20 protein-coding genes are annotated in these 21,818 nt (G+C 67.4%); 10 read left to right on the top strand and 10 right to left on the bottom strand.

All coding sequences use genetic code 11. From position 1 onward, the window contains the following. The first annotated feature begins 40 nt into the window (after positions 1-40). Both parC and BAMB_RS12110 read left to right on the top strand, forming a co-directional pair. Positions 41-2,362, top strand: coding sequence for a DNA topoisomerase IV subunit A (gene parC / locus BAMB_RS12115; RefSeq protein ID WP_011657572.1), 2,322 nt, complete (start codon positions 41-43; stop codon positions 2,360-2,362). A gap of 245 nt (positions 2,363-2,607) precedes the next feature. Beyond that, on the top strand, positions 2,608-3,066 hold the full coding sequence (locus BAMB_RS12110) for a CopD family protein (protein ID WP_006752878.1): 459 nt from the start codon (positions 2,608-2,610) through the stop codon (positions 3,064-3,066). Between the two features lie 55 nt (positions 3,067-3,121). On the opposite strand, the gene BAMB_RS12105 is transcribed toward BAMB_RS12110, so the two are convergent. Beyond that, complete coding sequence (locus tag BAMB_RS12105; protein ID WP_011657571.1) at positions 3,122-4,006, bottom strand: LysR family transcriptional regulator; 885 nt, start codon at positions 4,004-4,006, stop codon at positions 3,122-3,124. Between the two features lie 113 nt (positions 4,007-4,119). On the opposite strand from BAMB_RS12105, the gene BAMB_RS12100 reads away from it, so the two are divergent. After that, positions 4,120-4,566, top strand: a complete 447-nt coding sequence (locus BAMB_RS12100; protein ID WP_041491230.1) for a multidrug/biocide efflux PACE transporter — start codon at positions 4,120-4,122, stop codon at positions 4,564-4,566. A gap of 40 nt (positions 4,567-4,606) precedes the next feature. Here BAMB_RS12100 and BAMB_RS12095 read toward each other — a convergent pair whose 3' ends face one another. The 7 genes from BAMB_RS12095 to BAMB_RS12065 form a co-directional block, all read right to left on the bottom strand. Next, a complete protein-coding gene (locus BAMB_RS12095; protein ID WP_011657569.1) occupies positions 4,607-5,815 on the bottom strand; it encodes a chromate transporter in 1,209 nt (402 codons plus the stop codon). Between the two features lie 208 nt (positions 5,816-6,023). Then, positions 6,024-8,363, bottom strand: coding sequence for a bifunctional diguanylate cyclase/phosphodiesterase (locus tag BAMB_RS12090; protein WP_011657568.1), 2,340 nt, complete (start codon positions 8,361-8,363; stop codon positions 6,024-6,026). A 221-nt stretch (positions 8,364-8,584) separates the two neighbouring features. Continuing rightward, a complete protein-coding gene (locus tag BAMB_RS12085; protein ID WP_011657567.1) occupies positions 8,585-9,466 on the bottom strand; it encodes a PhzF family phenazine biosynthesis protein in 882 nt (293 codons plus the stop codon). Positions 9,467-9,488: 22 nt separating this feature from the next. Continuing rightward, the gene (locus BAMB_RS12080; protein ID WP_006478174.1) at positions 9,489-9,947 is read right to left on the bottom strand and encodes a RidA family protein; all 459 of its coding nucleotides are present in this window, start codon (positions 9,945-9,947) and stop codon (positions 9,489-9,491) included. A 45-nt stretch (positions 9,948-9,992) separates the two neighbouring features. Next, entirely contained in the window at positions 9,993-11,174 is a 1,182-nt protein-coding gene (locus tag BAMB_RS12075) for an aminotransferase-like domain-containing protein (protein WP_011657566.1), read from the bottom strand. A gap of 151 nt (positions 11,175-11,325) precedes the next feature. Further along, positions 11,326-12,234: a DMT family transporter gene (locus BAMB_RS12070; protein ID WP_011657565.1), complete on the bottom strand. Its 909-nt coding sequence runs from the start codon at positions 12,232-12,234 to the stop codon at positions 11,326-11,328. Positions 12,235-12,299: 65 nt separating this feature from the next. Beyond that, positions 12,300-12,992, bottom strand: a complete 693-nt coding sequence (locus tag BAMB_RS12065) for a VOC family protein (RefSeq protein ID WP_011657564.1) — start codon at positions 12,990-12,992, stop codon at positions 12,300-12,302. Between the two features lie 219 nt (positions 12,993-13,211). Between BAMB_RS12065 and BAMB_RS12060 the strand changes: the two genes are divergently transcribed. The 4 genes from BAMB_RS12060 to BAMB_RS12045 all read left to right on the top strand — a co-directional run bounded on the left by BAMB_RS12060 (position 13,212) and on the right by BAMB_RS12045 (position 17,793). Beyond that, a complete protein-coding gene (locus tag BAMB_RS12060; RefSeq protein WP_011657563.1) occupies positions 13,212-14,672 on the top strand; it encodes an aminotransferase-like domain-containing protein in 1,461 nt (486 codons plus the stop codon). 156 nt (positions 14,673-14,828) lie between these two features. Further along, on the top strand, positions 14,829-16,727 hold the full coding sequence (htpG, locus tag BAMB_RS12055; protein ID WP_011657562.1) for a molecular chaperone HtpG: 1,899 nt from the start codon (positions 14,829-14,831) through the stop codon (positions 16,725-16,727). A gap of 8 nt (positions 16,728-16,735) precedes the next feature. Then, positions 16,736-17,317: a chorismate--pyruvate lyase family protein gene (locus tag BAMB_RS12050; protein WP_041491384.1), complete on the top strand. Its 582-nt coding sequence runs from the start codon at positions 16,736-16,738 to the stop codon at positions 17,315-17,317. Beyond that, positions 17,317-17,793, top strand: a complete 477-nt coding sequence (locus BAMB_RS12045) for a DNA-deoxyinosine glycosylase (protein WP_011657560.1) — start codon at positions 17,317-17,319, stop codon at positions 17,791-17,793. Before BAMB_RS12050 ends, BAMB_RS12045 begins: the two co-directional genes overlap by 1 nt. 64 nt (positions 17,794-17,857) lie before the next feature. Here BAMB_RS12045 and BAMB_RS12040 read toward each other — a convergent pair whose 3' ends face one another. Together BAMB_RS12040 and BAMB_RS12035 are read right to left on the bottom strand one after the other, a co-directional pair. Continuing rightward, positions 17,858-18,181: a helix-turn-helix domain-containing protein gene (locus BAMB_RS12040; protein ID WP_011657559.1), complete on the bottom strand. Its 324-nt coding sequence runs from the start codon at positions 18,179-18,181 to the stop codon at positions 17,858-17,860. Positions 18,182-18,467: 286 nt separating this feature from the next. Continuing rightward, complete coding sequence (locus BAMB_RS12035; RefSeq protein ID WP_011657558.1) at positions 18,468-18,722, bottom strand: hypothetical protein; 255 nt, start codon at positions 18,720-18,722, stop codon at positions 18,468-18,470. Between the two features lie 145 nt (positions 18,723-18,867). On the opposite strand from BAMB_RS12035, the gene BAMB_RS12030 reads away from it, so the two are divergent. The 3 genes from BAMB_RS12030 (at position 18,868) to mctP (ending at position 21,773) form a co-directional block, all read left to right on the top strand. Beyond that, the gene (locus tag BAMB_RS12030; protein ID WP_011657557.1) at positions 18,868-19,785 is read left to right on the top strand and encodes a class I SAM-dependent methyltransferase; all 918 of its coding nucleotides are present in this window, start codon (positions 18,868-18,870) and stop codon (positions 19,783-19,785) included. A gap of 198 nt (positions 19,786-19,983) precedes the next feature. Further along, a complete protein-coding gene (locus tag BAMB_RS12025; protein WP_011657556.1) occupies positions 19,984-20,226 on the top strand; it encodes a DUF3311 domain-containing protein in 243 nt (80 codons plus the stop codon). Next, positions 20,223-21,773, top strand: a complete 1,551-nt coding sequence (gene mctP, locus BAMB_RS12020) for a monocarboxylate uptake permease MctP (RefSeq protein ID WP_011657555.1) — start codon at positions 20,223-20,225, stop codon at positions 21,771-21,773. The genes BAMB_RS12025 and mctP overlap by 4 nt, the downstream gene beginning before the upstream one ends. Positions 21,774-21,818: the final 45 nt, after the last annotated feature.

The raw sequence follows: 21,818 nt of genomic DNA, 5'->3' as shown, positions 1-21,818 counted from the left end.
CCCGGCCCGGCCTCACGCCATTTACGAATACGGAATTCAGATGGACGACAATACTTCCGATCTCTTCGCCGGGTCCGACGCACCGGACGCCGATGCGCTGACGCTCGGCAATTACGCGGAGCAGGCGTACCTCAGCTACGCGGTCAGCGTCGTGAAGAGCCGCGCGCTGCCCGACGTGTGCGACGGCCAGAAGCCGGTGCAGCGCCGGATCCTGTTCGCGATGAACGAAATGGGCCTCGGCCCCGACGCGAAGCCGGTGAAGTCGGCGCGCGTGGTCGGCGACGTGCTCGGTAAATACCACCCGCACGGCGACCAGTCGGCGTACGACGCGCTCGTGCGTCTCGCACAGGATTTCTCGCTGCGCTATCCGCTGATCGACGGGCAGGGCAACTTCGGCTCGCGCGACGGCGACGGCGCGGCGGCGATGCGATACACCGAAGCGCGGCTCACGCCGATCTCGAAGCTGCTGCTCGACGAGATCGACCAGGGCACGGTCGACTTCATGCCGAACTACGACGGCTCGTTCGAGGAACCGAAGACGCTGCCGAGCCGCATGCCGTTCGTGCTGCTGAACGGCGCATCGGGCATCGCGGTCGGCCTCGCCACCGAAATCCCGTCGCACAACCTGCGCGAGGTCGCGGCGGCGGCGGTCGCATTGATCCGCAATCCGAAGCTCACGCACGCGGAGCTGATGAACCTGATCCCCGGCCCGGACTTCCCGGGCGGCGGCCAGATCATCTCGAGCGACACCGAGATCGCGGCGGCCTATGAAACCGGCCGCGGCAGCCTGAAGGTGCGCGCGCGCTGGAAGATCGAGGATCTCGCGCGCGGCCAGTGGCAACTCGTCGTCACCGAGCTGCCGCCGAGCACGTCGGGCCAGAAGGTGCTCGAGGAAATCGAGGAGCTGACCAACCCGAAGCTCAAGCTCGGCAAGAAGACGCTCACGCCCGAACAGCTCAACACGAAGAAGGCAATGCTCGACCTGCTCGACGCGGTGCGCGACGAGTCGGGCAAGGAAGCGGCGGTGCGGCTCGTGTTCGAGCCGAAGTCGCGCACGATTGACCAGACGGAATTCGTGAACACGCTGCTCGCGTACACGAGCCTCGAGTCGAACGCGACGCTGAACCTCGTGATGATCGGCGCCGACGGCCGGCCGGGCCAGAAGGGGCTGCTGACGATCCTCGACGAATGGGTGAAGTTCCGCCAGCTGACGATGACGCGCCGGTCCCGCCATCGTCTCGCGAAGGTCGACGACCGCATCCACATCCTCGAAGGACGGATGATCGTCTTCCTGAACATCGACGAGGTGATTCGCATCATCCGCGAGGCGGACGAGCCGAAGGCCGCGCTGATGAGCGCGTTCGGCCTCACCGACCGCCAGGCGGAAGACATCCTCGAAATCCGGCTGCGTCAGCTCGCGCGGCTCGAGAAGATCAAGATCGAGAAGGAGCTCGAGACGCTGCGCGACGAGAAGGCGAAGCTCGAGGAGCTGCTCGCGAACGAAAGCGCGATGAAGCGGCTGATGATCAAGGAGATCGAGACCGACGCGAAGCAGTACGGCGACGATCGCCGCACGCTGATCCAGCAGGAAAAGCGCGCGACGTTCGAGGCGAAGGTGGTGGACGAGCCGGTGACGGTCGTCGTGTCGCAGAAGGGCTGGGTGCGCGCGCTGAAGGGTCACGGGCTCGACCCGGCCGGCTTCACGTTCAAGGCGGGCGACCACCTGTACGCGGCATTCCAGTGCCGCACGCCCGACCGCCTGATCGCGTGGGGCAGCAGCGGGCGCGTGTACTCGGTCGACGTGTCGGTGCTGCCGGGCGGCCGCGGCGACGGCGTGCCGGTGACGTCGCTGATCGAGCTCGAATCGGGCTCGCACCTGATGCACTACTTCGCGGCGCCGGTCGACCAGCAACTGCTGCTCGCGTCGAGCAACGGGTTCGGCTTCCTCGCGAAGGTCGGCGACATGGTGAGCCGCGTGAAGGCCGGCAAGGCATTCATGACGATCGATGCGGGCGCGGTGCCGCTCGCGCCGATGCCGGTGCTGCCGAACGCGACGCAGGTCGCGTGCCTGTCGAGCGGCGGCCGGCTGCTGGTGTTCGGGATGGACGAGATGAAGACGCTGTCCGGCGGCGGCCGCGGCGTGATCCTGATGGCGCTCGACGACAAGGAAACGCTCGTGCAGGCGCTCGCGATCGATCCGGCCGGCGTCGTGCTGATCGGCACCGGCCGCGGCGGCAAGGCGCAGGACGAGACGCTGTCGTACGCGGGGCTCGCGCCGCACATCGGCAAGCGCGCACGCAAGGGCCGCGCGCCGGAGACGAAGCTCAAGGTCGTCAACGAACTGCGTCCGCTGCTCGGCTGACGCCGCATCCGCGCGCCGGCTCGACCGGCATCGCAGGCCGCACCTCCGCTTCGGCGGGCGTGCGGCCTGTTCTTTTGGGCGGCGTATTCAGGTAAGCGACAGTGGCGGCGTCACGCGGAATTTGCAAAATAGTGTGAAATGCCGCCCGGGGTCCGAACCGAGCGGCGGCCCGCCGGTCGAACGTCGCTCGAGACCGCGCATGACGCGGCTGTTCGTTGCACCCAACCCCTATCAGGATTGTCGCCATGTCCCACGCTGTTGCCGTCGCGCTGTTTCTTCACCTGCTGGCCGTCGCCGTGTGGGTGGGCGGGATGGTCTTCGCGAATTTCTGCCTGCGCCCGGCGCTGTCCGACCTGACGCCGCAGCTCAGGCTGCCGCTGATCGAAGGCGTGTTCGGCCGCTTCTTCAACTGGGTGTCGGGCTCGGTGATCGTGATTCTGCTGTCCGGCGGATTCCTGCTGATGGCATTCGGCGGCGCGCACGCGACGTGGACGCTGCATGCGATGGCGGGGCTGGGCGTCGTGATGATGCTGATCTTCGGCCACATCCGCTTCGCGCTGTTCCCGCGTATCCGCCGCGCGGTGCAGGCGCAGAACTGGCCCGATGGCGCGCGTGCCGTGAACACGGTGCGCCTGCTCGTCGTCGTCAATCTCGTGCTCGGCGTCGTGACGATCGGCGCCGCCGTGCTGTCGCGCGGCTTCTGACCTCCGATTCCGCGGCGCCGTTCGGCGTTCGCCGCCGGCGCGGTGCCGCGCGCCGCTACGCGGCCAGCATCGCGTCGAGCAGCCACGCGCCGGCCGGGCCGAGCGGCCGGTTGCGCGACCACACCGCATCGACCCGCACGCGGCGCGGCCAGCCGCGCGAGCGCAACTCGCACAGCCGGTCGCGCGCGAAGTGCTCGACCATCCAGCGCGGCAGCTCGGCCCAGCCGAACCCCAGCACCGCCATCTCCAGCAGCATCAGATAGCTCGGCGCGAGCCAGCGCTGTGTGCCGACGACGATCCGGTCGTCGGCGCCGCGATCCTCCGGTTTCACGTAGGTGTTCAGGCGCAGCTCGCGCGCGTCGCGCAGCGCCGCATGCGGCACGTCGGCGTCGCCGTGGGCGGCCAGCGCGTGCGTGCGCCCGACGAACAGACCGATCTCGGATTCCTCCGCCACCGTCGCCGCGCCGATATTGGGCGGGTAGACGGCGCGTGCGGCCATCAGCCCGAGCTGCGCGCGGCCCTGCTGGATCAGGTCGAGCACGTCCTCGTGCTCGGCGATCTGGCATTCGAGCTCGAGCACCGGAAAGCGCCGCTCGAGCGCCATCAAGGTCTCCTCGTAACGCTTCGACTGGTACGTATCGGACACGACGAGCGTGAGCCGCGCTTCCTCGCCCTGCGCAAGCCGCGCGGCGGTGCGGTCGATCGCCGCGCCGGCTTCCAGCGTGCGCTGCACCTGCGGCAGCAGCGCGCGGCCGGCATCGGTCAGCGTCGGCGTGCGCGTCGAGCGGTCGAACAGCTGCACGCCGAGATCGATCTCGAGGTTCGCGATCGCTTCGGACACCGTCGACTGGCGCTTGCCCAGCTTGCGCGCGGCGGCCGTGAACGAGCCGAGCAGCGCGGCTTCGGCGAAGGCGAGCAGGGCTTCGGGTGCGTGGCGCATGTGGCGGATCTCATCGCGTTGTATCGGTAAAACCGATGATATCAAACTGGATTCATACGGTCGTGCCGATTAGAATGCCACACATGATCTGAGCAAACGAATCGGAGGGAAGCATGAAACAGATGAATAAAACGGTGACGGAACGCCTCGTTCACGCGCTGACGTTCGAGCTGGTGGCGATCGCGCTATGCGCGCCGATCGGCGCATGGCTGCTCGACATGCCGGTGTCGCACGTCGGCGTGCTGACGGTGATGGTGTCGCTGATCGCGATGGCCTGGAACATGACGTTCAACACGCTGTTCGACCGCTTCGAGCGGCGCGCCGGCCTCACGCGCACGGTGGGGATGCGGGTCGCGCATGCGGTCGCGTTCGAGCTCGGCCTCGTCGCGATGGTGGTGCCGGTCGCCGCGTGGTGGCTGAATGTGAGCCTCGTCGAGGCGCTGCTGCTCGACCTCGGCATAGTGCTGTTCTTCCTGCCTTACACGTTCTGCTTCAACCTCGCGTACGACGCGCTGCGGGCGCGCTGGGTCGCACGCCGCGTCGCGGTGCAGGCAGGCTGAGCGGGAAGGGGCGAGCGGTGGCGGTGACTGCCGCCGGCCGTCAATGCGCGACGGCCCACAGCCATGCGCCGCACGCGATCGCGACCGCACCGTAGACGGCATACACGGGCAGCTTGAAGCGCGCGAAGCACAGCATCGCAAAGGCGCCCGTGAGCCAATAGACGGGATCGGCCGGTTCGCGATGCAGGATCTTCACGACGGCGACGACCAGAAAACCCGTCGTCGCCGCGCGCATCAGGTGCATCCCGTGCTCGAAGCGCGAGTGGCGCTTGAGCCGGAACAGATGGTTCTGCGCGAACACGACGAGACACCCCGACGGAATGAACAGCGCGGCGGTCGCGAGCAGCGCGCCGGTCCAGCCGTCGGTCAGGTAGCCGAGAAACGGCACGACGTTCAGCAGCGGGCCGGGCGACACGGGTGACAGCGCAAACGCCAGCGTGAAGTCGTGATCGGAAATGCCGGTCGCCGGCGACACGAACAGCGTCTTGAGCACGGGCAGCGCGGAGAAGCCGCCGCCGAACAGCGTCATCCCGGCGCCGGCGAGCCGCGGCCACAGCAGCGTCATTTGGTAGTCGCCGGACAGCGGCAGCGCGAACAGCGCGACGAGGATGGCGAGCAGCACGAGCAGGTTGCGGTCGCGCTTCGATAGCGTGAAGTCGACCGCGTCGTCTTGCGGCGGCCCGGTCAGCCAGCCGGCTGCAAACGCGGCGAAAAGAATCCCGACGAACGCGGCCGGACTATGCGCGAAAGCGAGCAGAATTGTCGATAGCGCGGCAATCAACTGTTCGAGCCGCGTGCGCGCGAGCGTACGCAACTGCTTGATCCACGTGACGCCGATCAGCGCGGCGAGCACCATCCCGAAGTGATTGATCAGCATCGGCGCGGCGAGCGAGCGCACGATCGGCGTGCGGTAGAAGATCGCGAACAGCGTCATCAGCAGGAAGAACGGCAGCACGCTCGCGATGCCGGCGATCCACGCGCCGACGCGGCCGTGCAGCGTCTGCCCGACCTGCACCGCGACATTGCAGCCGACCGGGCCCGGCACGAGCCATGCGAGGGCGATGAAATCGGCGAACACGTGCGGCTCGATGCGCTGCAACCGGTCGACGTAGTGGCGTTCGAGCTGGGCCATCATCGACAGCCCGCCCCACGATACGGCGGAAATGCCGGCGACGACCTTGAACAAGGTCCATAGGGAGGCCTGTGCCGGTTCGACACGTTCGGCCGCTTCGACTTCGACGGTTGTCATGACTATGCTGTTGGCGCTGGGCCTGGTCTCGCGCTTGAAATCGTGCCGGCGGCCCGCCGACACGGTGGCCCTCCCGATTGTCCGCCGCGCATCGTGACACTGCCATGCGCGAAAACGCTAGTAAATGGACTAAACAATCGGATCGGAAAACGAAACGATCGGTGGTCCGCGCAACGGGTGCCGCGCAGGCGCCGCGCGGGTGGCGGGCTCAGGCGCTCGTGCTGCCGGTCGCGCGGTGCGTGAGGACGTCCGGCCGGGCGCCGCGCACGCCGAAGCGTGCGATCAGCGCGGGAATCGCGTCGGCCGGCACGGGGCGCGAGAACAGGAAGCCCTGCGCCTCGATCTCGCCGAGCGCGGACAGCCACGCGATCTGCTCCTCGGTCTCGGTGCCCTCGACGACGACCGTCAGGCCGAGCGAGCGCGCGAGATGCACGATCGACGACACCATCACGCACACGCTGCGATCGTTCGGGATGGCCTGCACGAACGAGCGGTCGACCTTCAGCGTGTCGACGGAGAAGCGGTGCAGGTACGACAGCGATGAATAGCCGGTGCCGAAATCGTCGAGCGCGATCCGGATGCCGAGCTTCTTCAGCGCGACGATCTTCTCGGACACGAGCTCCGGGTATTCCATCATCGCGGTCTCGGTGATCTCGATCTCGAGCCGGTTCGCGTCGATGCCGGTGTCCTGCAGCGCCTGGGAAATCGTCTCGATCAGGTCGCCGCGCCAGAATTGCACCGGCGAGATGTTGATCGCGAGCGTCAGCGTGTCGTGGCCGTCGTCGCGCCAGCGCGCGATCTGCTCGCACGCGGTGCGGATCACGAAGTCGCCGATCGGCACGATCAGGCCCGTCGATTCGGCGATCGAAATGAATTCGTTCGCGGAAATGATCCCGTGCTCGGGGTGATCCCAGCGCGCGAGCGCCTCGAAGCCGGTGATCGTGCGGTGCGTCAGGTCGATCTTCGGCTGGTAGGCGAGGAACAGCTGCCCTTCGGCGAGCGCGACGCGCAACTGCTGTTCCCAGCGCATCAGGTGGTCCGCGCGGTGCGACAGGTGCGGCGCGTAGAACTGATAGCAGTTCTTGCCGGCGTCCTTCGCGCTGTACATCGCGAGGTCGGCCTTCTTCAGCAGGTCGATCTCGCTTTCGTTCGCGACGCTGTGCAGCGCGATGCCGATGCTGGCGTGCAGCACGAACGAACTGCCGCGCACGTCGAACGGCTCGCCGAACATCCGGATGATCGCCTCCGCGAGCCGCACCGCGCGCCGTTCGATGTCGTCGCCCTTCATCACGACCACGAACTCGTCGCCGCCGATCCGCGCGAGCGAGCCTTCGTCGCCGACCGCATCCGACAGGCGCGACGCGGTCATCTGCAGCACGATGTCGCCGGCGTTGTGGCCGAGCGTGTCGTTGACGGTCTTGAAGTTGTCGAGGTCGATGAACAGCAGGCCGAGCCGCGACAGGCTGGCCGGCATCGACACGTCGTTGCGCAGCCCGCGCAGCGTCGCGTAGCGGTTCGCGAGGCCGGTGAGCAGGTCGTATTCGGCGAGCTGGGTCATCTCGCGCTCGCGCCCCAGCAGCTTGCCGATCAGCCCCGTCGCGACGCTGAAGAACGCGAGCATCGCGAGCGTGATGAAGCTCGTCATCAGCAGGTAGACGTTGCGCGTGTGGGAGTAGTCCGCGAATTCCTCGGTCTGCGACAGCCCGACCATCACCGCGAGCGGGTAGCCGTCGAGGTGGCGGTACGACACGATGCGCGTCACGCCGTCGATCGGGTCGATGATCGTGCCCGTCACGCGCTCGGCGATCGGGTACACGCCCGACGCGGAGAACGCACCCGGTGCGTTGCTGACCGAGCCGGTGCGCCGCGCGAGCACCGCGCCCGTGTCGGACACCACGGCGATCACGCCTTCCTTGCCGATCGCCGCGTTGTTGTAGAAGTCGTTCGTGAAGTAGCTCGGGTCTTCCGACACCACGACGATGCCCGCGAAGCTGCCGTCCGGGTTGTTCAGCCGCCGCGTCATCTGCAGCGTCCAGTGGCTCGACACGCGGCCGAACACCGGCTTGCTGATGTACAGGCGGTCGTCGTTGTGCGCGAGATGGACCTTGAAATGTTCGCGGTCCGACAGGTTGATCGGCTGCGGATGAATGTCGGCCGTGTTCGCGAACAGGATACCCTTCGCGTTCACGAGCGAGACCTGGATCAGCGTGTCGCTCGGCACGACGCCTTTTTCGACCGCGCTCGCGAGGTTGAAGTGCGCGGGCGATTTCTCGAACTCGAACTTGACGAAGCGGGTGATCTGGTCGACCTGGTGGATCGCCTTGACGGTGTGCTGCTCGAGCGCGGACGACAGGATCGCGGCGGATGCCGCCGCTTCCTTGTACGCGCTGTCCTTTTCGACCGACAGTCGCGCGATGATCACCGCCCACAGCAGCGCAAGCGCCAGCATCCCGAGCAACGGGATCGCGAACAGCGCACGCCGGCGCGATTTGCGCGGCGCGCGCAGCGGCCGGGTCGGCGGCGTGTGGTTGGACCGGGCGGAGCTCATTGAAGAAGGGCGGCGTCCTGCTCGCTTGCGCCATCCTCGTCGGGATGGCCGGCTATGGTTGGGGTCGCCCCGGCGTCTGTTCGTTCGCGGGATGCGCAACCATGGACAGACCCGCCGAAGCGACGGATTAGGCCCGATATTACTGGCTGGAACGTTTTTGCGATAGACGGGCAACCTCAGGGCGTCGGCCGGGCCATCGCACGTGGCGAAACGACGAAACGTCAGGCGGGCATCTGGAACGTGCCGTCCACGACCGTCACGACGTTGCCGCCGATCCAGATCGTGCCGTCGTCGTCATAGCGAACGGCAATGCGGCCGGCGCGGCCGATCGCCGTGCCCTGGCGGGCCGTATACGACGTGCCGGGGCGGCGCTGCTGGCGGCTCAGCAGCTCGGCCAGCGCGGCGTTTGCGCTGCCGGTGGCGGGATCCTCGCCGGTGCCGAAACCGTCGCCCGTCATCAGGCAGCGGATTTCGAACGTCGCGGGGCCGTCGTCGGGGTGGGGCGCGTACGCCGCGAGCCCGTGCGCGCCGTAGCGGTGGATGAGGGCGCCGAGCGCGGCCGGATCGGGCGCGAGGCCGATGCAGGCTTCGACCGACGTGAGCCGCACGACGAGCCACGGCGCGCCGTTGTCGACCGCGCACGGTTCGGCGTCCGGATCGATCGCATTGCTGCGCAACGCGGCCGCCAGCACCGGATAGTCGGCCCGGTCGAGCGGCGTGAACCGAGCCGGCGGCGCGGCAAATGCCCAGCCGTCGGCCAGTTCGCGCAGCTCAACCCGGCCGACGCCGCATTGCTGGATCAGCACGCCCGGCGTGCGCGGTCGCGCGCCGCTTTCCAGGAACGCGTGCGCGGTGCCGAGCGTCGGGTGGCCGGCGAACGGCAGTTCGCCGCCCGGCGTGAAGATCCGGACGCGGTAATCGGCGTCCAGATCGGTCGGCGTGCACACGAACGCCGTTTCCGACAGGTTCGTCCAGCGGGCGATCGCGAGCATGTCGTCGTCGCCGAGCGAATCGGCGTCGAACACGACCGCGAGCGGGTTGCCCTTGAACGGTACCGACGTGAAGACGTCGACCTGCTTGAAACGGACGCCGTGGCTAGTCATCGTGACGATCGCGTGACGTGAGTTACGCGACTTCGGCGATCAGCTCGATCTCGACGCATGCGCCGAGCGGAATCTGCGCGACGCCGAACGCCGAACGCGCGTGCTTGCCCGCGTCGCCGAACACTTCCGCGATCAGTTCCGACGCACCGTTCGTGACGACGTGCTGTTCGGTGAAGTCGAGCGTCGAGTTGACGAGGCTCATCAGCTTCACGATGCGCGTGACCTTGTTCAGGTCGCCGGTGTGCGCGTGCAGCGTCGCGAGCAGGTCGATCGCGATCGAGCGTGCGGCCGCCTTGCCGTCTTCCGTCTGCAGATCCGCGCCGAGCTTGCCGGCCCAGACCTTGCCGTCCTTTTTCGCGATGTGGCCCGACAGGTAGACCGTGTTGCCGCTTTGCGCGCTCATCACGTAGGCGGCGGCCGGTGCGCCGGCGGTCGGGAGCTCGATGCCGAGCGACTTCAGTTTGTCGTAGACGTTAGCCATGCGTTCGATTCCTCGTAGAGAGTCGTGACAGGAAAAAGCGGGGGATTAGAGGCGCTCGCGCAGCAGCTTGCCGAGCCGCGCCACGCCTTCCTCGATCTTCTCGGGCGGCACCGTCACGAACGACAGGCGCAGCGTGTTCTGTTGAGCATCGTCCGCGAAGAACGGCGCGCCCGGCACGAAGGCGACGTGGTTGTCCACGGCCGTGGCGAGCAGCTTCATGCTGTCGATCTGCGCGGGCAGGTTCACCCAGATGAACATCCCGCCTTCCGGACGGTTCCACGTGACGCCTTCCGGCATGTGCCGCGCGAGCGACGCGAGCATCGCTTCGCACTGCGCGCCGTACAACTGGCGGATCGTCGGGATGTGCTCGTCGAGGAAGCCGTCCTTGATCACTTCGTGCGCGATGCGCTGCGTGAGCGTCGGCGTGTGCAGGTCGGTGGCCTGCTTGGCCTGCACGAGCTTGAAGTGGAGTTCTTCGGGGGCAATGATGTAGCCGATCCGCAGGCCCGGCGCGAGCACCTTCGAGAACGTGCCGAGGTGCACGATGTGGTCGGGCGCCATCGACAGCATCGTCGGCAGCGGCTCGCCCTGGTAGTTCAGCGCGCCGTACGGGTCGTCTTCCAGCACCGGGAACGGGCTCGACTGCGCGAACGCGGCGAGCGCGCGGCGGCGCTCGACGGGCAGGCGGCGGCCGGTCGGGTTCTGGAAGTTCGGCTGCGCGTACAGCAGGCGCGCGCCTTGGGTCAGCTCGGGCGTGAGGCCTTCGGGCAACAGGCCCTGCTCGTCGGTCGGCACCTGCACGTAGCGCGGCTCGTACAGCGAGAACGATTGCAGCGCGCCGAGGTAAGTCGGGGTTTCGACGAGGATCGGGCTGTTCGGATCGATCAGCGCCTTGCCGAGCAGGTCGAGTGCCTGCTGCGAGCCGGTCGTGATCAGCACCTGCGACACGCGCACGCTGTAGCGCTCGGCGATCCATTCGCGCAGCGGCAGGTAGCCTTCGGTCGCGCTGTACTGGAGTGCGGCGGCGGGCGCGTCGCGCAGCACGCGGTCGGCCGCGGCGCGCATGCGTTCGGCCGGGAACGTCGCCGGAGCCGGCAGGCCGCCTGCGAACGAGATGACCTCGGGGCGTTCCGTGACCTTCAGGATCTCGCGGATCGCAGAGCTCGTCAGCTTGCGGGCGCGTTCGGAAAGCTGCCAATGCGGCGGATGCAGGTCGGTCGGATTCATAGTCTCCTCGTTCGGATATCGGGTCAGTCAAGAAAGGTCGATCAGGCAGATTGCGTCGACGCGGCCGGGTAGGCTTGCGGGAGCGCGATCGGGCCGTCGCGGCCGGGTGGGCAAAACCGTTCTGGCAAAACAAACATTATGGCGCACCTCATCAACCGGCGCGAGCAGCACGCGGGGCCGTGGCCACGGCCGAGCGCCGGCCGAGCATCACGGTCGCGATCACGGCGGCCGCGAACAGCCAGGTGGACGGCGTCACCGTCTCGCCGAACAGCAGCGCGGAGAAGGCGATCGTGAAGAAGATCTGCAGCAGTTGGACCTGGCCGACGCGCGCGATGCCGCCCATCGCGAGCCCCGCGTACCACGCGAAAAAGCCGATGAATTGCGAAAAAAGGGTCACGTAGCCAAACGCGAGCCACGTGCGCAACGCAAGCGGGGCCGGATGGGCGACGTGCTGCGTCCATGCGAGCCAGCCGACCGGCAGCACGAGGAACGGCGCGGACACGACGAGCGCCCAGCAGATCACCTGCCAGCCGCCGATCTGGCGCGCGAGCCGCGCGCCTTCCGCATAGCCGAGCGCGCCGATGCCGACCGCGACGAGCATCAGCGCGTCGCCCGCCTGCACGGTGCCGCCGCCGTCGCGCAGCGCGAACGCGATCACGAGCGCGCTGCCCGCCAGCGCGCTGGCCCAGAACGCCTTCGACGGGCGCTCGTGCGACAGCGACGCCGCGTACAGCGCGACGAACAGCGGCTGCAGGCCGTTGACGACCGCGCCGTGCGACGCCGGCACGCTTTTCATCGCCCACGCGGAGAACACCGGATACGCGATGATCACGCCGGCCGAGACGACGGCCAGGCTTTTCAGCTGCGCGCGGGTCGGCAGCCTCTCGCGGCGCCACCACAGCAGCAGGCCGGCCGGCACCGACGCGGCGAGCGCGCGGCCGAGCCCGTTGAGCAGCGGGTTGAGTTCGGAGACGACGATACGCGTCATCGGCAGCGTCAGGCTGAAGATCATCACGCCGATGAGGCCGAGCAGCATGCCCCGGGTTTCGCGCGAATTCATGTACTGGGTGTCTCCGGATTGCTGGGTTTGGCTAGGTTCGTGTAATCGAAGGGGTGGCCGGGCCGTCAGCGCAGCGTGCGGGCGCCTTGCGGCGTGTCGAACTCCGCGACGAGCGCGGGCGGGCCGTCGCCGGTTTCGACGTCGAGCAGATGGCCGGCGCCGAGCCAGTCGAGCTGCTCGCGGATCGTGTCCGCACGCGGGTGGACGCCCTTGAGCGACTTCAGCGCGACGCCGTTGTCCGGCAGCGATTCGGCCGGATGACGCGGGCTGTCCCACTGGATCAGCGACGGCGCGAGGCCGTCGCCGGCGCCTTGCCACGCGGGGAACGCGCCGTCGTCGGGCACCGTGAGGCCCCAGCTCAGGTCGCCGCGGCGCATCGTGACGACCGGCGCGATGCGCGCCGGGTACTGGCTCTGCCATAGCGCGAGCTGGCGCGGGCGGTCGACGCGCGCGACCCAGTGCGCGAGGAACGGGCCGTGCGCGAGCCGGGCGTGCATCGCCGGATCGTCGAGGCCGAACAGCCGCGCGCGCGGCGGCGTGGCGTCGTCGCCCGCGGTCGGTGCGTCGGGATCGATCGCGATCACTTCGAGGTATAGCCCGCCCCACGCGCCGAACAGCGCGTTATGGGTGCGCATCAGCGGGTGGCGGCCGCCGCCGGCCGGTTCGATGCCGAGCGTGTTAGTGACGTGGCGTACGCCGTCGTCGAGCGTGCGCGCGGCGATCACGAGATGGTCGAGGGTCAGGGAGCGGGCTGGCATGAACGTCGGTCGGGAAGCGAAAGTGTCATGGTGGGCGGACGGTAGCGCGACCGGCCGATGCCCGGGCCGCGCTGCAAGCCGGGCGGTGCCGACCCGCGTGCGGGCGGCCCGGAACGGCGGCCGCACGTCGCCATTTGAGGTCAACTGTAATCGTCCGCACCGGCACAGTAACGGTACAATCGGCGCGATAGCCTTCGGTACAGTTGGAGTTGCCCGCCCGTGTCCACCGTCCCTCTCGCCCAGATCCCCGCGCCGCACGATACGGCCACGCTCACGCTCGTCGACCAGCTTGTCCAGTGGGCGCGGCGGCGCATCGACGAGCGTGTGTTCCGGCCCGGCATGCGCATGCCGTCGATCCGCAAGCTCGCGCTCGACAAGAGCGTGTCGCGTTTCACCGTCGTCGAGGCGTACGAGCGGCTCGTCGCGCAGGGGTATCTCGATTCGCGGCGCGGCTCCGGTTTCTACGTGCGCGAGCGCACGGCCGTCGGTCCGCAGCCGGTCGACAACGTGGCGCGCGTGGCGGAGGCCGCGCCCGTGCACAACACCATCGACGTCGTCTGGCTGCTGCGCAACATGCTGCACACCGCCAGCCCGGAAAAGGGGCCGGGTCTCGGCTACCTGCCGGGCCGTTGGCTCGACGGCGAGCTGATCACCGGCTCGCTGCGCGCGCTCGGGCGCCAGTCCGGCGCCCAGATGCTCGGCTTCGGCACACCGCAGGGCTTTCTGCCGCTGCGCCAGCAACTGCAGACGCGGCTCGCGGAAGTCGAGATCGGCGCGAAGCCCGAGCAGCTCGTGATGGTGTCGGGCATCACGCAGGCGATCGACCTGATCTCGCGCATCTACGTGCAGCCGGGCGACGCGGTGATCGTCGGCGATCCCGCATGGTTCCAGATGTTCGGCCGCTTTGCGTCGCAGGGTGCGCAGCTCGTCGGCATGCCGTATACGCCCGACGGCCCCGATCTCGACGCGCTGGAAACGCTCGTGCAGATGTGGCGGCCGAAGATGCTCGTGATCAATTCGGTGCTGCAGAACCCGACCGGCACGTCGCTGTCGGCCGCGCAGGCGTTCCGGATCCTGAAGCTCGCGGAGGCGTACGACTTTCTCGTCGTCGAGGACGACGTGTACGGCGACCTGTGCCCGCCGAGCTACCCGGCGACGCGACTCGCGAGCCTCGACCAGTTGAAGCGCGTGATCTACCTCGGCAGCTATTCGAAAACGCTCGCGGCGAATCTGCGGGTCGGCTATGTCGCCTGCGCGCCGGAGATCGCGAAGGCGATCACCGACCAGAAGATGCTGGTCGGGATGACGACGCCGGAGCTCAACGAGCGCGTGCTCTACAAGATCCTGACCGAAGGGCATTACCGGCGCCACGTCGAGCGCTTGCGCGCGCGGCTCGACGGCGTGCGCGACAAGACCGCGCGGATGCTCGAGCGCACCGGGCTGCGGCTGTTCGCGATGCCGGCCGCCGGGATGTTCCTGTGGGCCGACACGGGCGTCGATTCGGACGCGCTCGCGGCCGCCGCGCACGAGGAAGGATTCCTGCTGACGCCGGGCAGCCTGTTCTCCCCGCAGCAGTCGCCGTCGACGTGGACGCGCTTCAACGTCGCGAACTGCGGGGATCCGGCGCTGCCGGGCTTTCTCGCGCGCTATATCGAGTCGGCGGCGCGGCGCGCGTCGTGACGGGGCGGCACGCCGCCCCTTGAAATCCGGTCGCCCGGCCCCAGATACCCGCGCAAACCGCTTGCGCCAGGCGGTCGTCCTTGACGGGCCCTCCGGCATCGCGCGCCGGGCGCCCGCGTCACACCATTCAAGTTCAAGTAAGAGGAAACAGCATCCATGGCACACGAAACGATGAGCTTTCAGGCAGAGGTCAAGCAACTCCTCCACCTGATGATTCATTCGCTCTACAGCAACAAGGAAATCTTCCTGCGCGAACTGGTGTCGAACGCGTCCGACGCGGCCGACAAGCTGCGTTTCGAAGGACTCGCGGACAACGCGCTGTACGAGAACGATCCGAACCTGCGCATCCGCATCGGCTTCGACAAGGCCGCCCGCACGATCACGATCGACGACAACGGCATCGGCATGAGCCGCGACGAGGCGATCGCGAACCTAGGCACGATCGCGCGCTCGGGCACCAAGGAATTCTTCACGAAGCTGTCCGGCGACCAGCAGAAGGACGCGGCGCTGATCGGCCAGTTCGGCGTCGGCTTCTACTCGGGCTTCATCGTCGCGGACAAGATCACCGTCGAGACGCGCCGCGCCGGCCTGCCGGCGAACGAAGCCGTGCGCTGGGAAAGCGCGGGCGAGGGCGATTTCACGATCGACGCGATCGAGCGCGCGCAGCGCGGCACGACGATCACGCTGCACCTGCGCGAAGGCGAGGACGAGCTGCTGTCGTCGCACCGCCTGAAGTCGATCATCCAGAAGTATTCCGATCATATCGCGCTGCCGATCCTGATGCAGAAGGAAGAGTGGGATCAGGAAAAGGGCGAGATGGTCCTGAAGGACGAGGACGAGACCGTCAACCAGGCGAGCGCGCTGTGGACGCGTTCGAAGAGCGACATCACCGACGAGCAGTACACGCAGTTCTACCAGCACGTCGCGCACGACCACCAGGATCCGCTCACGTGGACGCACAACCGCGTCGAGGGCCGCAGCGAATACACGCAACTGCTGTTCGTGCCGGCGCACGCGCCGTTCGATCTGTGGAACCGCGACTATCGCGGCGGCCTGAAGCTGTACGTGAAGCGCGTGTTCATCATGGACGACGCCGAGCAGCTGCTGCCGCAATACCTGCGCTTCGTGAAGGGCGTGGTCGATTCGGCCGACCTGCCGCTGAACGTGTCGCGTGAAATCCTGCAGGAAAGCCGCGACGTGAAGGCGATCCGCGAAGGCGTGACGAAGCGCGCGCTGTCGATGCTCGAGGAGCTCGCGAACGCGGAAGAGGAGGCCGGCAAGGAGAAGTACAAGACGTTCTGGAGCGCGTTCGGCCAGGTGCTGAAGGAAGGCCTCGGCGAGGATCACGCGAACCGCGAGCGCATCGCGAAGCTGCTGCGCTTCGCGTCGACGCACGGCGACACCGATGCGCAGGACGTGTCGCTCGCCGACTACGTGTCGCGCATGAAGCCGGAGCAGAGCAAGATCTACTACGTGACCGCCGATACGTGGCAGGCCGCGAAGAACAGCCCGCATCTGGAAGTGTTCCGCAAGAAGGGCGTCGAGGTGCTGCTGCTGACCGATCGCGTCGACGAATGGATGCTGTCGTTCCTGCATGAATTCGACGGCAAGCCGCTCGCGAGCGTTGCCCGCGGCGATCTCGACCTCGGCGAGCTGAACGACGAGGAAAAGAAGGCGCAGGAGCAGGCGGGCGAGGCGATCAAGCCGGTCGTCGAGAAGATGAAGGAAGCGCTCGGCGACAAGGTGAAGGAAGTGCGCGTCACGTTCCGCCTGACCGATTCGCCGTCGTGCCTCGTCGCGGACGACAACGACATGAGCGGCTACCTGCAGCGGATGCTGAAGGCGGCCGGTCAGAACGCGCCGGCGATGCAGCCGATCCTCGAGATCAACCCGGAGCACGCGCTCGTGAAGCAGCTGAACGCCGACAGCGCCAGTTTCGGCGACTGGTGCCATCTGCTGTTCGACCAGGCATTGCTGGCCGAAGGCGGGATGCTCGACGATCCGGCGAGCTTCGTGAAGCGAACCAACGCGCTGCTGCTGTCGCGCGCTGCGTGAGCAAGCGGATTCGATTCGACGGCGCACAGGCGGGCTGGCGCGCAACGCCCCGGCCCGGCTGCACGCTCGACCAGCGCGACTGGCTGACGCGCGGCGGTTCGCTGACCGCGCATCTCGCGCGGCTCGGCAGCGTGAGCGTGCGCGTGACGCGCGAGGCCGTCGACTGTCCGTGGTTCGACGAGCCTGACGCGCTCGACAGTGCGCCGCGCGCGCCGATGTGGGTGCGCGAGGTGATCCTGTCGGTCGACGGCACGCCGTACGTCGCCGCGCACAGCATCGCGCCGCTCGCGGCCAGCAAGGGGGGCTGGCAGGCGATGCGGCGGTTGCGCACGCGGCCGCTCGCGGAGCTGCTGTACAGCGATCCGCAGGTCGAGCGCTCGGCGCTCGTCAGCCGGCGCGTGATCGCCGGTCATCCGCTGTATGCGCTCGCAAGCCATGCGTTGCAGGGGGCGCGGGCGCCGCACGCGTTCGTCGCGCGGCGCTCGGTGTTCCAGCGGCACGGCACGCCGTTGATGGTCACCGAGTGCATGCTGCCCGCGCTGTGGCGCCATCTCGATGCGCATGGCGACGGGCCGCGGGGGGCCGCGTGATGCTGCAAGGTTTTGCACCGGTCGTCGGGCCGAATACGCACACGATGATCCTCGGCAGCTTTCCGGGCGAGGCGTCGCTCGATGCCGCGCAGTACTACGCGCATCCGCGCAATCAGTTCTGGCGGTTGCTCGGTGCGGTGCTCGGCGAGCCCGGGCTGCACGAGCTTGTGTACGACGCGCGGCTCGAACGCGTGCTTTCGCACGGGATCGGCATCTGGGATGTCCTCGATGCATGCCATCGGCAAGGCAGTCTCGATTCTGCGATCCGGAATGCGAAGCCGAACGACTTTGCGTCGTTGCGCGAGCATGCGCCGTTGCTGAAGAAGGTCTGTTTCAACGGGAAGACGGCGGGGCGCTTTGCCGACGTGATCGGGCAGGCCGGGTATGAAACGCTGGTGCTGCCGTCGTCGAGCCCGGCGAATGCGATGCTGTCGTTCGAGCAGAAGCTGGAGCAGTGGCGGCACATTGCGCGCTGAGCGGCCGAGCGTTGCCGCCGCACTTCACGGCCAGCACTGCGAAGGCGTTGGCGTGGCGTGATCGTCAGGCGGCGAATACGACCTCGATATGCCCTTCAACGTCCGACTGACGATCCGGTCCGACGACAATTTGCACGTCGCGTCCGAGCTTCGCCAGACATTCGAGTATCTTCGTTTCGCTGACGCCGCGAAACTGCCCGCGCAGCATGTTCGACAGCTTCGGCTGCGTCATGCCGAGCAACCGGGCCGCGTGCTGCTGCGTCCATTTGCGCGCCTTGATGATCTCCGCGATCTTCGCGGCGAGTTGGGCCTTCACTCGCATTTCGTCGGCATCGCGCATGCCCAGGTCAGCATAGACGTTCGTGCTGCCCTGTTCGATTTCGATCATCGCCTTTCTCCTTTTGCGTGAGCCTCGGCCGCTTTCAGACGTTCGCAGACCAGATCGCCGTCCGGCCTGGGTGTCGCGATGCCGCTCGATGATTTCTTCTGGAAGCAAGGGAGCAGTAAATGCTGTGCCTGAGCTTCACCGTGGGACGGTTTGGTGTCCGGATCCGCCGATGAATTTATCCCTATTTGGGTATATTTTCAAGGTGCGCGCGGGAACACGATGTCGCCGTCCGATAGAGCGATGGTGGAGGGAGGGCGGTGTTGCGGGCGTGTATCGCGCCTGGTGATCACTCGTCCTTGCCCCATCTCCACCGGGGCCTCTCTCCCTTGATCCAGCAAACGGCTGTCAGCACTGCGACCAACACAACGATGCAGGCGCCGTACGCAAGCGGCGAACGTTTCGGCGGCAGAAGCCACGCAGTGACGCCGATCCCGATCGCGAACAGCAGCAACACGACCCAACCTTGCCACGCGACCGGCAAACCCCATCCCCATCCGTAGCGCTTGGCCGGAAACCAGATCTTTTTGTCGTTCGAGGTCATATGACGCCCTGTCGTCAGTGGTAGTCCAAGGATCGTCACCGTTCGGCACGTCCTGCGCTTGCCGTGCGGCCGACCCCCTCCCACCAATGCTATCCTCTCGTCCGCTCATCCGGCATCACCCAGCATCACCCTGCGAGATTCAATCATGTCCCGACTCATCAAGCGCGCGTCCGCCGAGGCGCGTGCGTTCAAGCAACGCAAGGCGTCCGCCTACAACGGCTCCGACAAGCTCCAGCCGCCGCGCATGAAGCGCCGCCCGGAAATCGACGAACACGACGACGTGCCCGTGCTCGAAGCGCCGCGCAAGCCGCGCTTCGCGCCCGTCACGTTCTCGGAAGAGCGCGGCGTGCGCTTCCTGCACTTCGGCACCGAATGGGTGCAGGGTGCGATGCGGATCTCGAAGCCGCTGCACATCGAGCTCGAATACGCGCAGCAGATGATGGCGTGGCTGCTGTTCCTCGAAACGCCCGAACGGATCGTCCAGCTCGGGCTCGGCACCGGCGCGCTGACCAAGTTCTCGCACCGCTTCCTGCCGCACGCGAAGGTCGAGGCAGTCGAACTGAACCCGGCCGTGATCGTCGCGGCCCGCACGATGTTCGCGCTGCCGCCCGACGACGAACGCCTCGTCGTGCACGAAGCCGACGCATGGGACTTCGTCAACGATCCGGCCAACCGCGGCACGACCGGCGCGCTGCAGATCGACCTGTACGACGCGACCGCGCGCGGGCCGGTGCTCGACAGCGTCGCGTTCTACCGGGCGGTGCGCGGCTGCCTCGCCGACGCCGGCATCGCGACGATCAACCTGTTCGGCGACCATCCGAGCTTCGTGCGCAACATGAAGCACCTGAACGCAGCGTTCGACCATCGCGTGATCGCGCTGCCGGAAGTGCACGACGGCAACCGGATCGCGATCGCGTTCTCGGGCCCCGTGCTCGACGTGTCGTTCGCGCAGCTGGAAGCACGCGCGAAGCTGATCGAGGACACGCTGAAGCTGCCCGCGCGCAAGTGGGTGAAAGCTTTGAAAGAAACGACCGGCGCACGCGAATCCTCGTTCGCGATCTGACGCTCGTGCACCGGCCGCATGCCGGTGCAACCGCGCGACTGGGGGCGGATCACCTCGGGTTCGCCCCTGCTTGACCGCGTGCCCGCGGCTCCTATACTGGCGCGAAGCCAGGGGAGCCGCAGCCTACCCGTTTCGCCGCTCCTCCCGGCGCCGTACCCGCTCAACAAGATCGATAACCGGGAAACAAGAGGAGACGTCATGGCTCACGATGCCGACGCCAATCGGGCCGCCAAGCGCTGGCTCTGGCTGCTGGTGCTGCCGCTGATCGCGATGGTCTGGGTACCGTCGTACAGCAAGATCGAACCGCAATGGTTCGGCTTTCCGTTTTTCTACTGGTACCAGCTGCTGTGGGTCTTCATTAGCGCGGTGATTACCGCGTTCGTCTATTTCAAGACCAAGAACGCGTGGAAGGCGAGCGGCCCGCAGGGAGGTGCGCGATGAACCTCGGCGCAACCTTCGTCTTCGTGCTGCTGTTCATCGGCGTCACGATCATCGGTTTCCTGGCCGCGAACTGGCGGCGCGGCGATCTCGCCCATCTCGACGAATGGGGCCTGGGCGGCCGCCGCTTCGGCACGATCGTCACGTGGTTCCTGCTCGGCGGCGATCTCTATACGGCCTATACGTTCGTCGCGGTGCCCGCGCTGGTGTTCGGCGCCGGTGCGATGGGCTTCTTCGCGCTGCCCTATACGATCCTGATCTATCCGTTCGCGTTCGTCGTGTTTCCGAAGCTGTGGAGCATCGCGAAGCGCTACGGCTACGTGACGGCCGCCGACTTCGTGAACGCACGCTACGGCAGCCGGATGCTCGCGCTCGCGATCGCGGTGACGGGCATCCTCGCGACGATGCCGTACATCGCGCTGCAGCTCGTCGGCATCGAAGTCGTGATCGGCGCGCTCGGTTTCGACACGACCGGCTTCGTCGGCGACCTGCCGCTCATCATCGCGTTCGCGATCCTCGCCGCGTACACGTACACGTCGGGCCTGCGCGCGCCCGCGATGATCGCGATCGTGAAGGACGTGCTGATCTACATCACGATCGCGGCAGCGGTCATCGTGATCCCAGCGAAGCTCGGCGGCTTCGGGCACATCTTCGCGTCGGTGCCGCCGGCCAAGCTGCTGCTGAAGGCGCCCGACGCGACGAGCCTGAACGGCTACAGCGCGTACGCGACACTCGCGATCGGTTCCGCGCTCGCGCTGTTCCTGTATCCGCACTCGGTCACGGCGATCCTGTCGTCGTCGTCGGGCAACTCGATCCGCCGCAACATGGCGATGCTGCCCGCGTACTCGTTCGTGCTCGGCCTGCTCGCGCTGCTCGGCTACATGGCGCTCGCGGCGGGCGTGAAGGACATGCCGCAGTACGCGCCGTACTTCAAGGCGTTCGGCCCGAACTTCGCGGTGCCCGCGCTGTTCCTCGAGTATTTCCCGTCGTGGTTCGTCGGCGTCGCGTTCGCGGCGATCGGCATCGGCGCGCTGGTGCCGGCGGCGATCATGTCGATCGCGGCCTCGAACCTGTACACGCGCAACATCCACCGCGAGTTCGTGAACCGCAACATGACGCACGCGCAGGAGACGCACGTCGCGAAGCTCGTGTCGCTGATCGTGAAGGTCGGCGCGGTCGCGTTCATCCTCGGCTTGCCGCTGACGTATGCGATCCAGCTGCAGCTGCTCGGCGGGATCTGGATCATCCAGACGCTGCCGGCGATCGTGCTCGGCCTCTACACGCGCATGCTCGACCATCGCGGCCTGCTGGCCGGCTGGGCGGCTGGCATCGTGTGCGGCACGTGGATGGCGATCTCGCTGAAGCTGGCCGGATCGATCTTCACGATCCACCTGTTCGGTCTCGCGATTCCCGGCTACGCGGCCGTGTGGTCGCTGATCGTGAACCTGGTGGTGTCGGTGGCGGTGAGCGTGCTGGTGCGCGTGATGGGCATGACGCACGCGGAGGACCGCACGCGGCCGGAGGATTATCTCGACGTGGTCGAGAGCTGACACGGGCGGCGCGGCCGCGCGCCGCGCATCGCGCCGCAACGACGA

This window comes from Burkholderia ambifaria AMMD (assembly GCF_000203915.1).
Taxonomy (GTDB): Bacteria; Pseudomonadota; Gammaproteobacteria; order Burkholderiales; family Burkholderiaceae; genus Burkholderia; species Burkholderia ambifaria.
This window is presented reverse-complemented; position numbering and strand designations above follow the sequence as displayed.

Bases quoted from the DNA above. Each gene is read 5' to 3' on its own strand.
- BAMB_RS12065 (WP_011657564.1), bottom strand. From the start codon at position 12,992: ATGCCAGCCCGCTCCCTGACCCTCGACCATCTCGTGATCGCCGCGCGC.
- BAMB_RS12045 (WP_011657560.1), top strand. From the start codon at position 17,317: ATGCTGCAAGGTTTTGCACCGGTCGTCGGGCCGAATACGCACACGATG.
- BAMB_RS12025 (WP_011657556.1), top strand. From the start codon at position 19,984: ATGGCTCACGATGCCGACGCCAATCGGGCCGCCAAGCGCTGGCTCTGG.
- htpG (WP_011657562.1), top strand. From the start codon at position 14,829: ATGGCACACGAAACGATGAGCTTTCAGGCAGAGGTCAAGCAACTCCTC.
- BAMB_RS12030 (WP_011657557.1), top strand. From the start codon at position 18,868: ATGTCCCGACTCATCAAGCGCGCGTCCGCCGAGGCGCGTGCGTTCAAG.
- BAMB_RS12100 (WP_041491230.1), top strand. From the start codon at position 4,120: ATGAAACAGATGAATAAAACGGTGACGGAACGCCTCGTTCACGCGCTG.
- BAMB_RS12035 (WP_011657558.1), bottom strand. From the start codon at position 18,722: ATGACCTCGAACGACAAAAAGATCTGGTTTCCGGCCAAGCGCTACGGA.
- BAMB_RS12075 (WP_011657566.1), bottom strand. From the start codon at position 11,174: ATGAATCCGACCGACCTGCATCCGCCGCATTGGCAGCTTTCCGAACGC.
- BAMB_RS12080 (WP_006478174.1), bottom strand. From the start codon at position 9,947: ATGGCTAACGTCTACGACAAACTGAAGTCGCTCGGCATCGAGCTCCCG.
- BAMB_RS12095 (WP_011657569.1), bottom strand. From the start codon at position 5,815: ATGACAACCGTCGAAGTCGAAGCGGCCGAACGTGTCGAACCGGCACAG.
- BAMB_RS12040 (WP_011657559.1), bottom strand. From the start codon at position 18,181: ATGATCGAAATCGAACAGGGCAGCACGAACGTCTATGCTGACCTGGGC.
- BAMB_RS12070 (WP_011657565.1), bottom strand. From the start codon at position 12,234: ATGAATTCGCGCGAAACCCGGGGCATGCTGCTCGGCCTCATCGGCGTG.
- BAMB_RS12105 (WP_011657571.1), bottom strand. From the start codon at position 4,006: ATGCGCCACGCACCCGAAGCCCTGCTCGCCTTCGCCGAAGCCGCGCTG.
- parC (WP_011657572.1), top strand. From the start codon at position 41: ATGGACGACAATACTTCCGATCTCTTCGCCGGGTCCGACGCACCGGAC.
- BAMB_RS12085 (WP_011657567.1), bottom strand. From the start codon at position 9,466: ATGACTAGCCACGGCGTCCGTTTCAAGCAGGTCGACGTCTTCACGTCG.
- mctP (WP_011657555.1), top strand. From the start codon at position 20,223: ATGAACCTCGGCGCAACCTTCGTCTTCGTGCTGCTGTTCATCGGCGTC.
- BAMB_RS12110 (WP_006752878.1), top strand. From the start codon at position 2,608: ATGTCCCACGCTGTTGCCGTCGCGCTGTTTCTTCACCTGCTGGCCGTC.
- BAMB_RS12090 (WP_011657568.1), bottom strand. From the start codon at position 8,363: ATGAGCTCCGCCCGGTCCAACCACACGCCGCCGACCCGGCCGCTGCGC.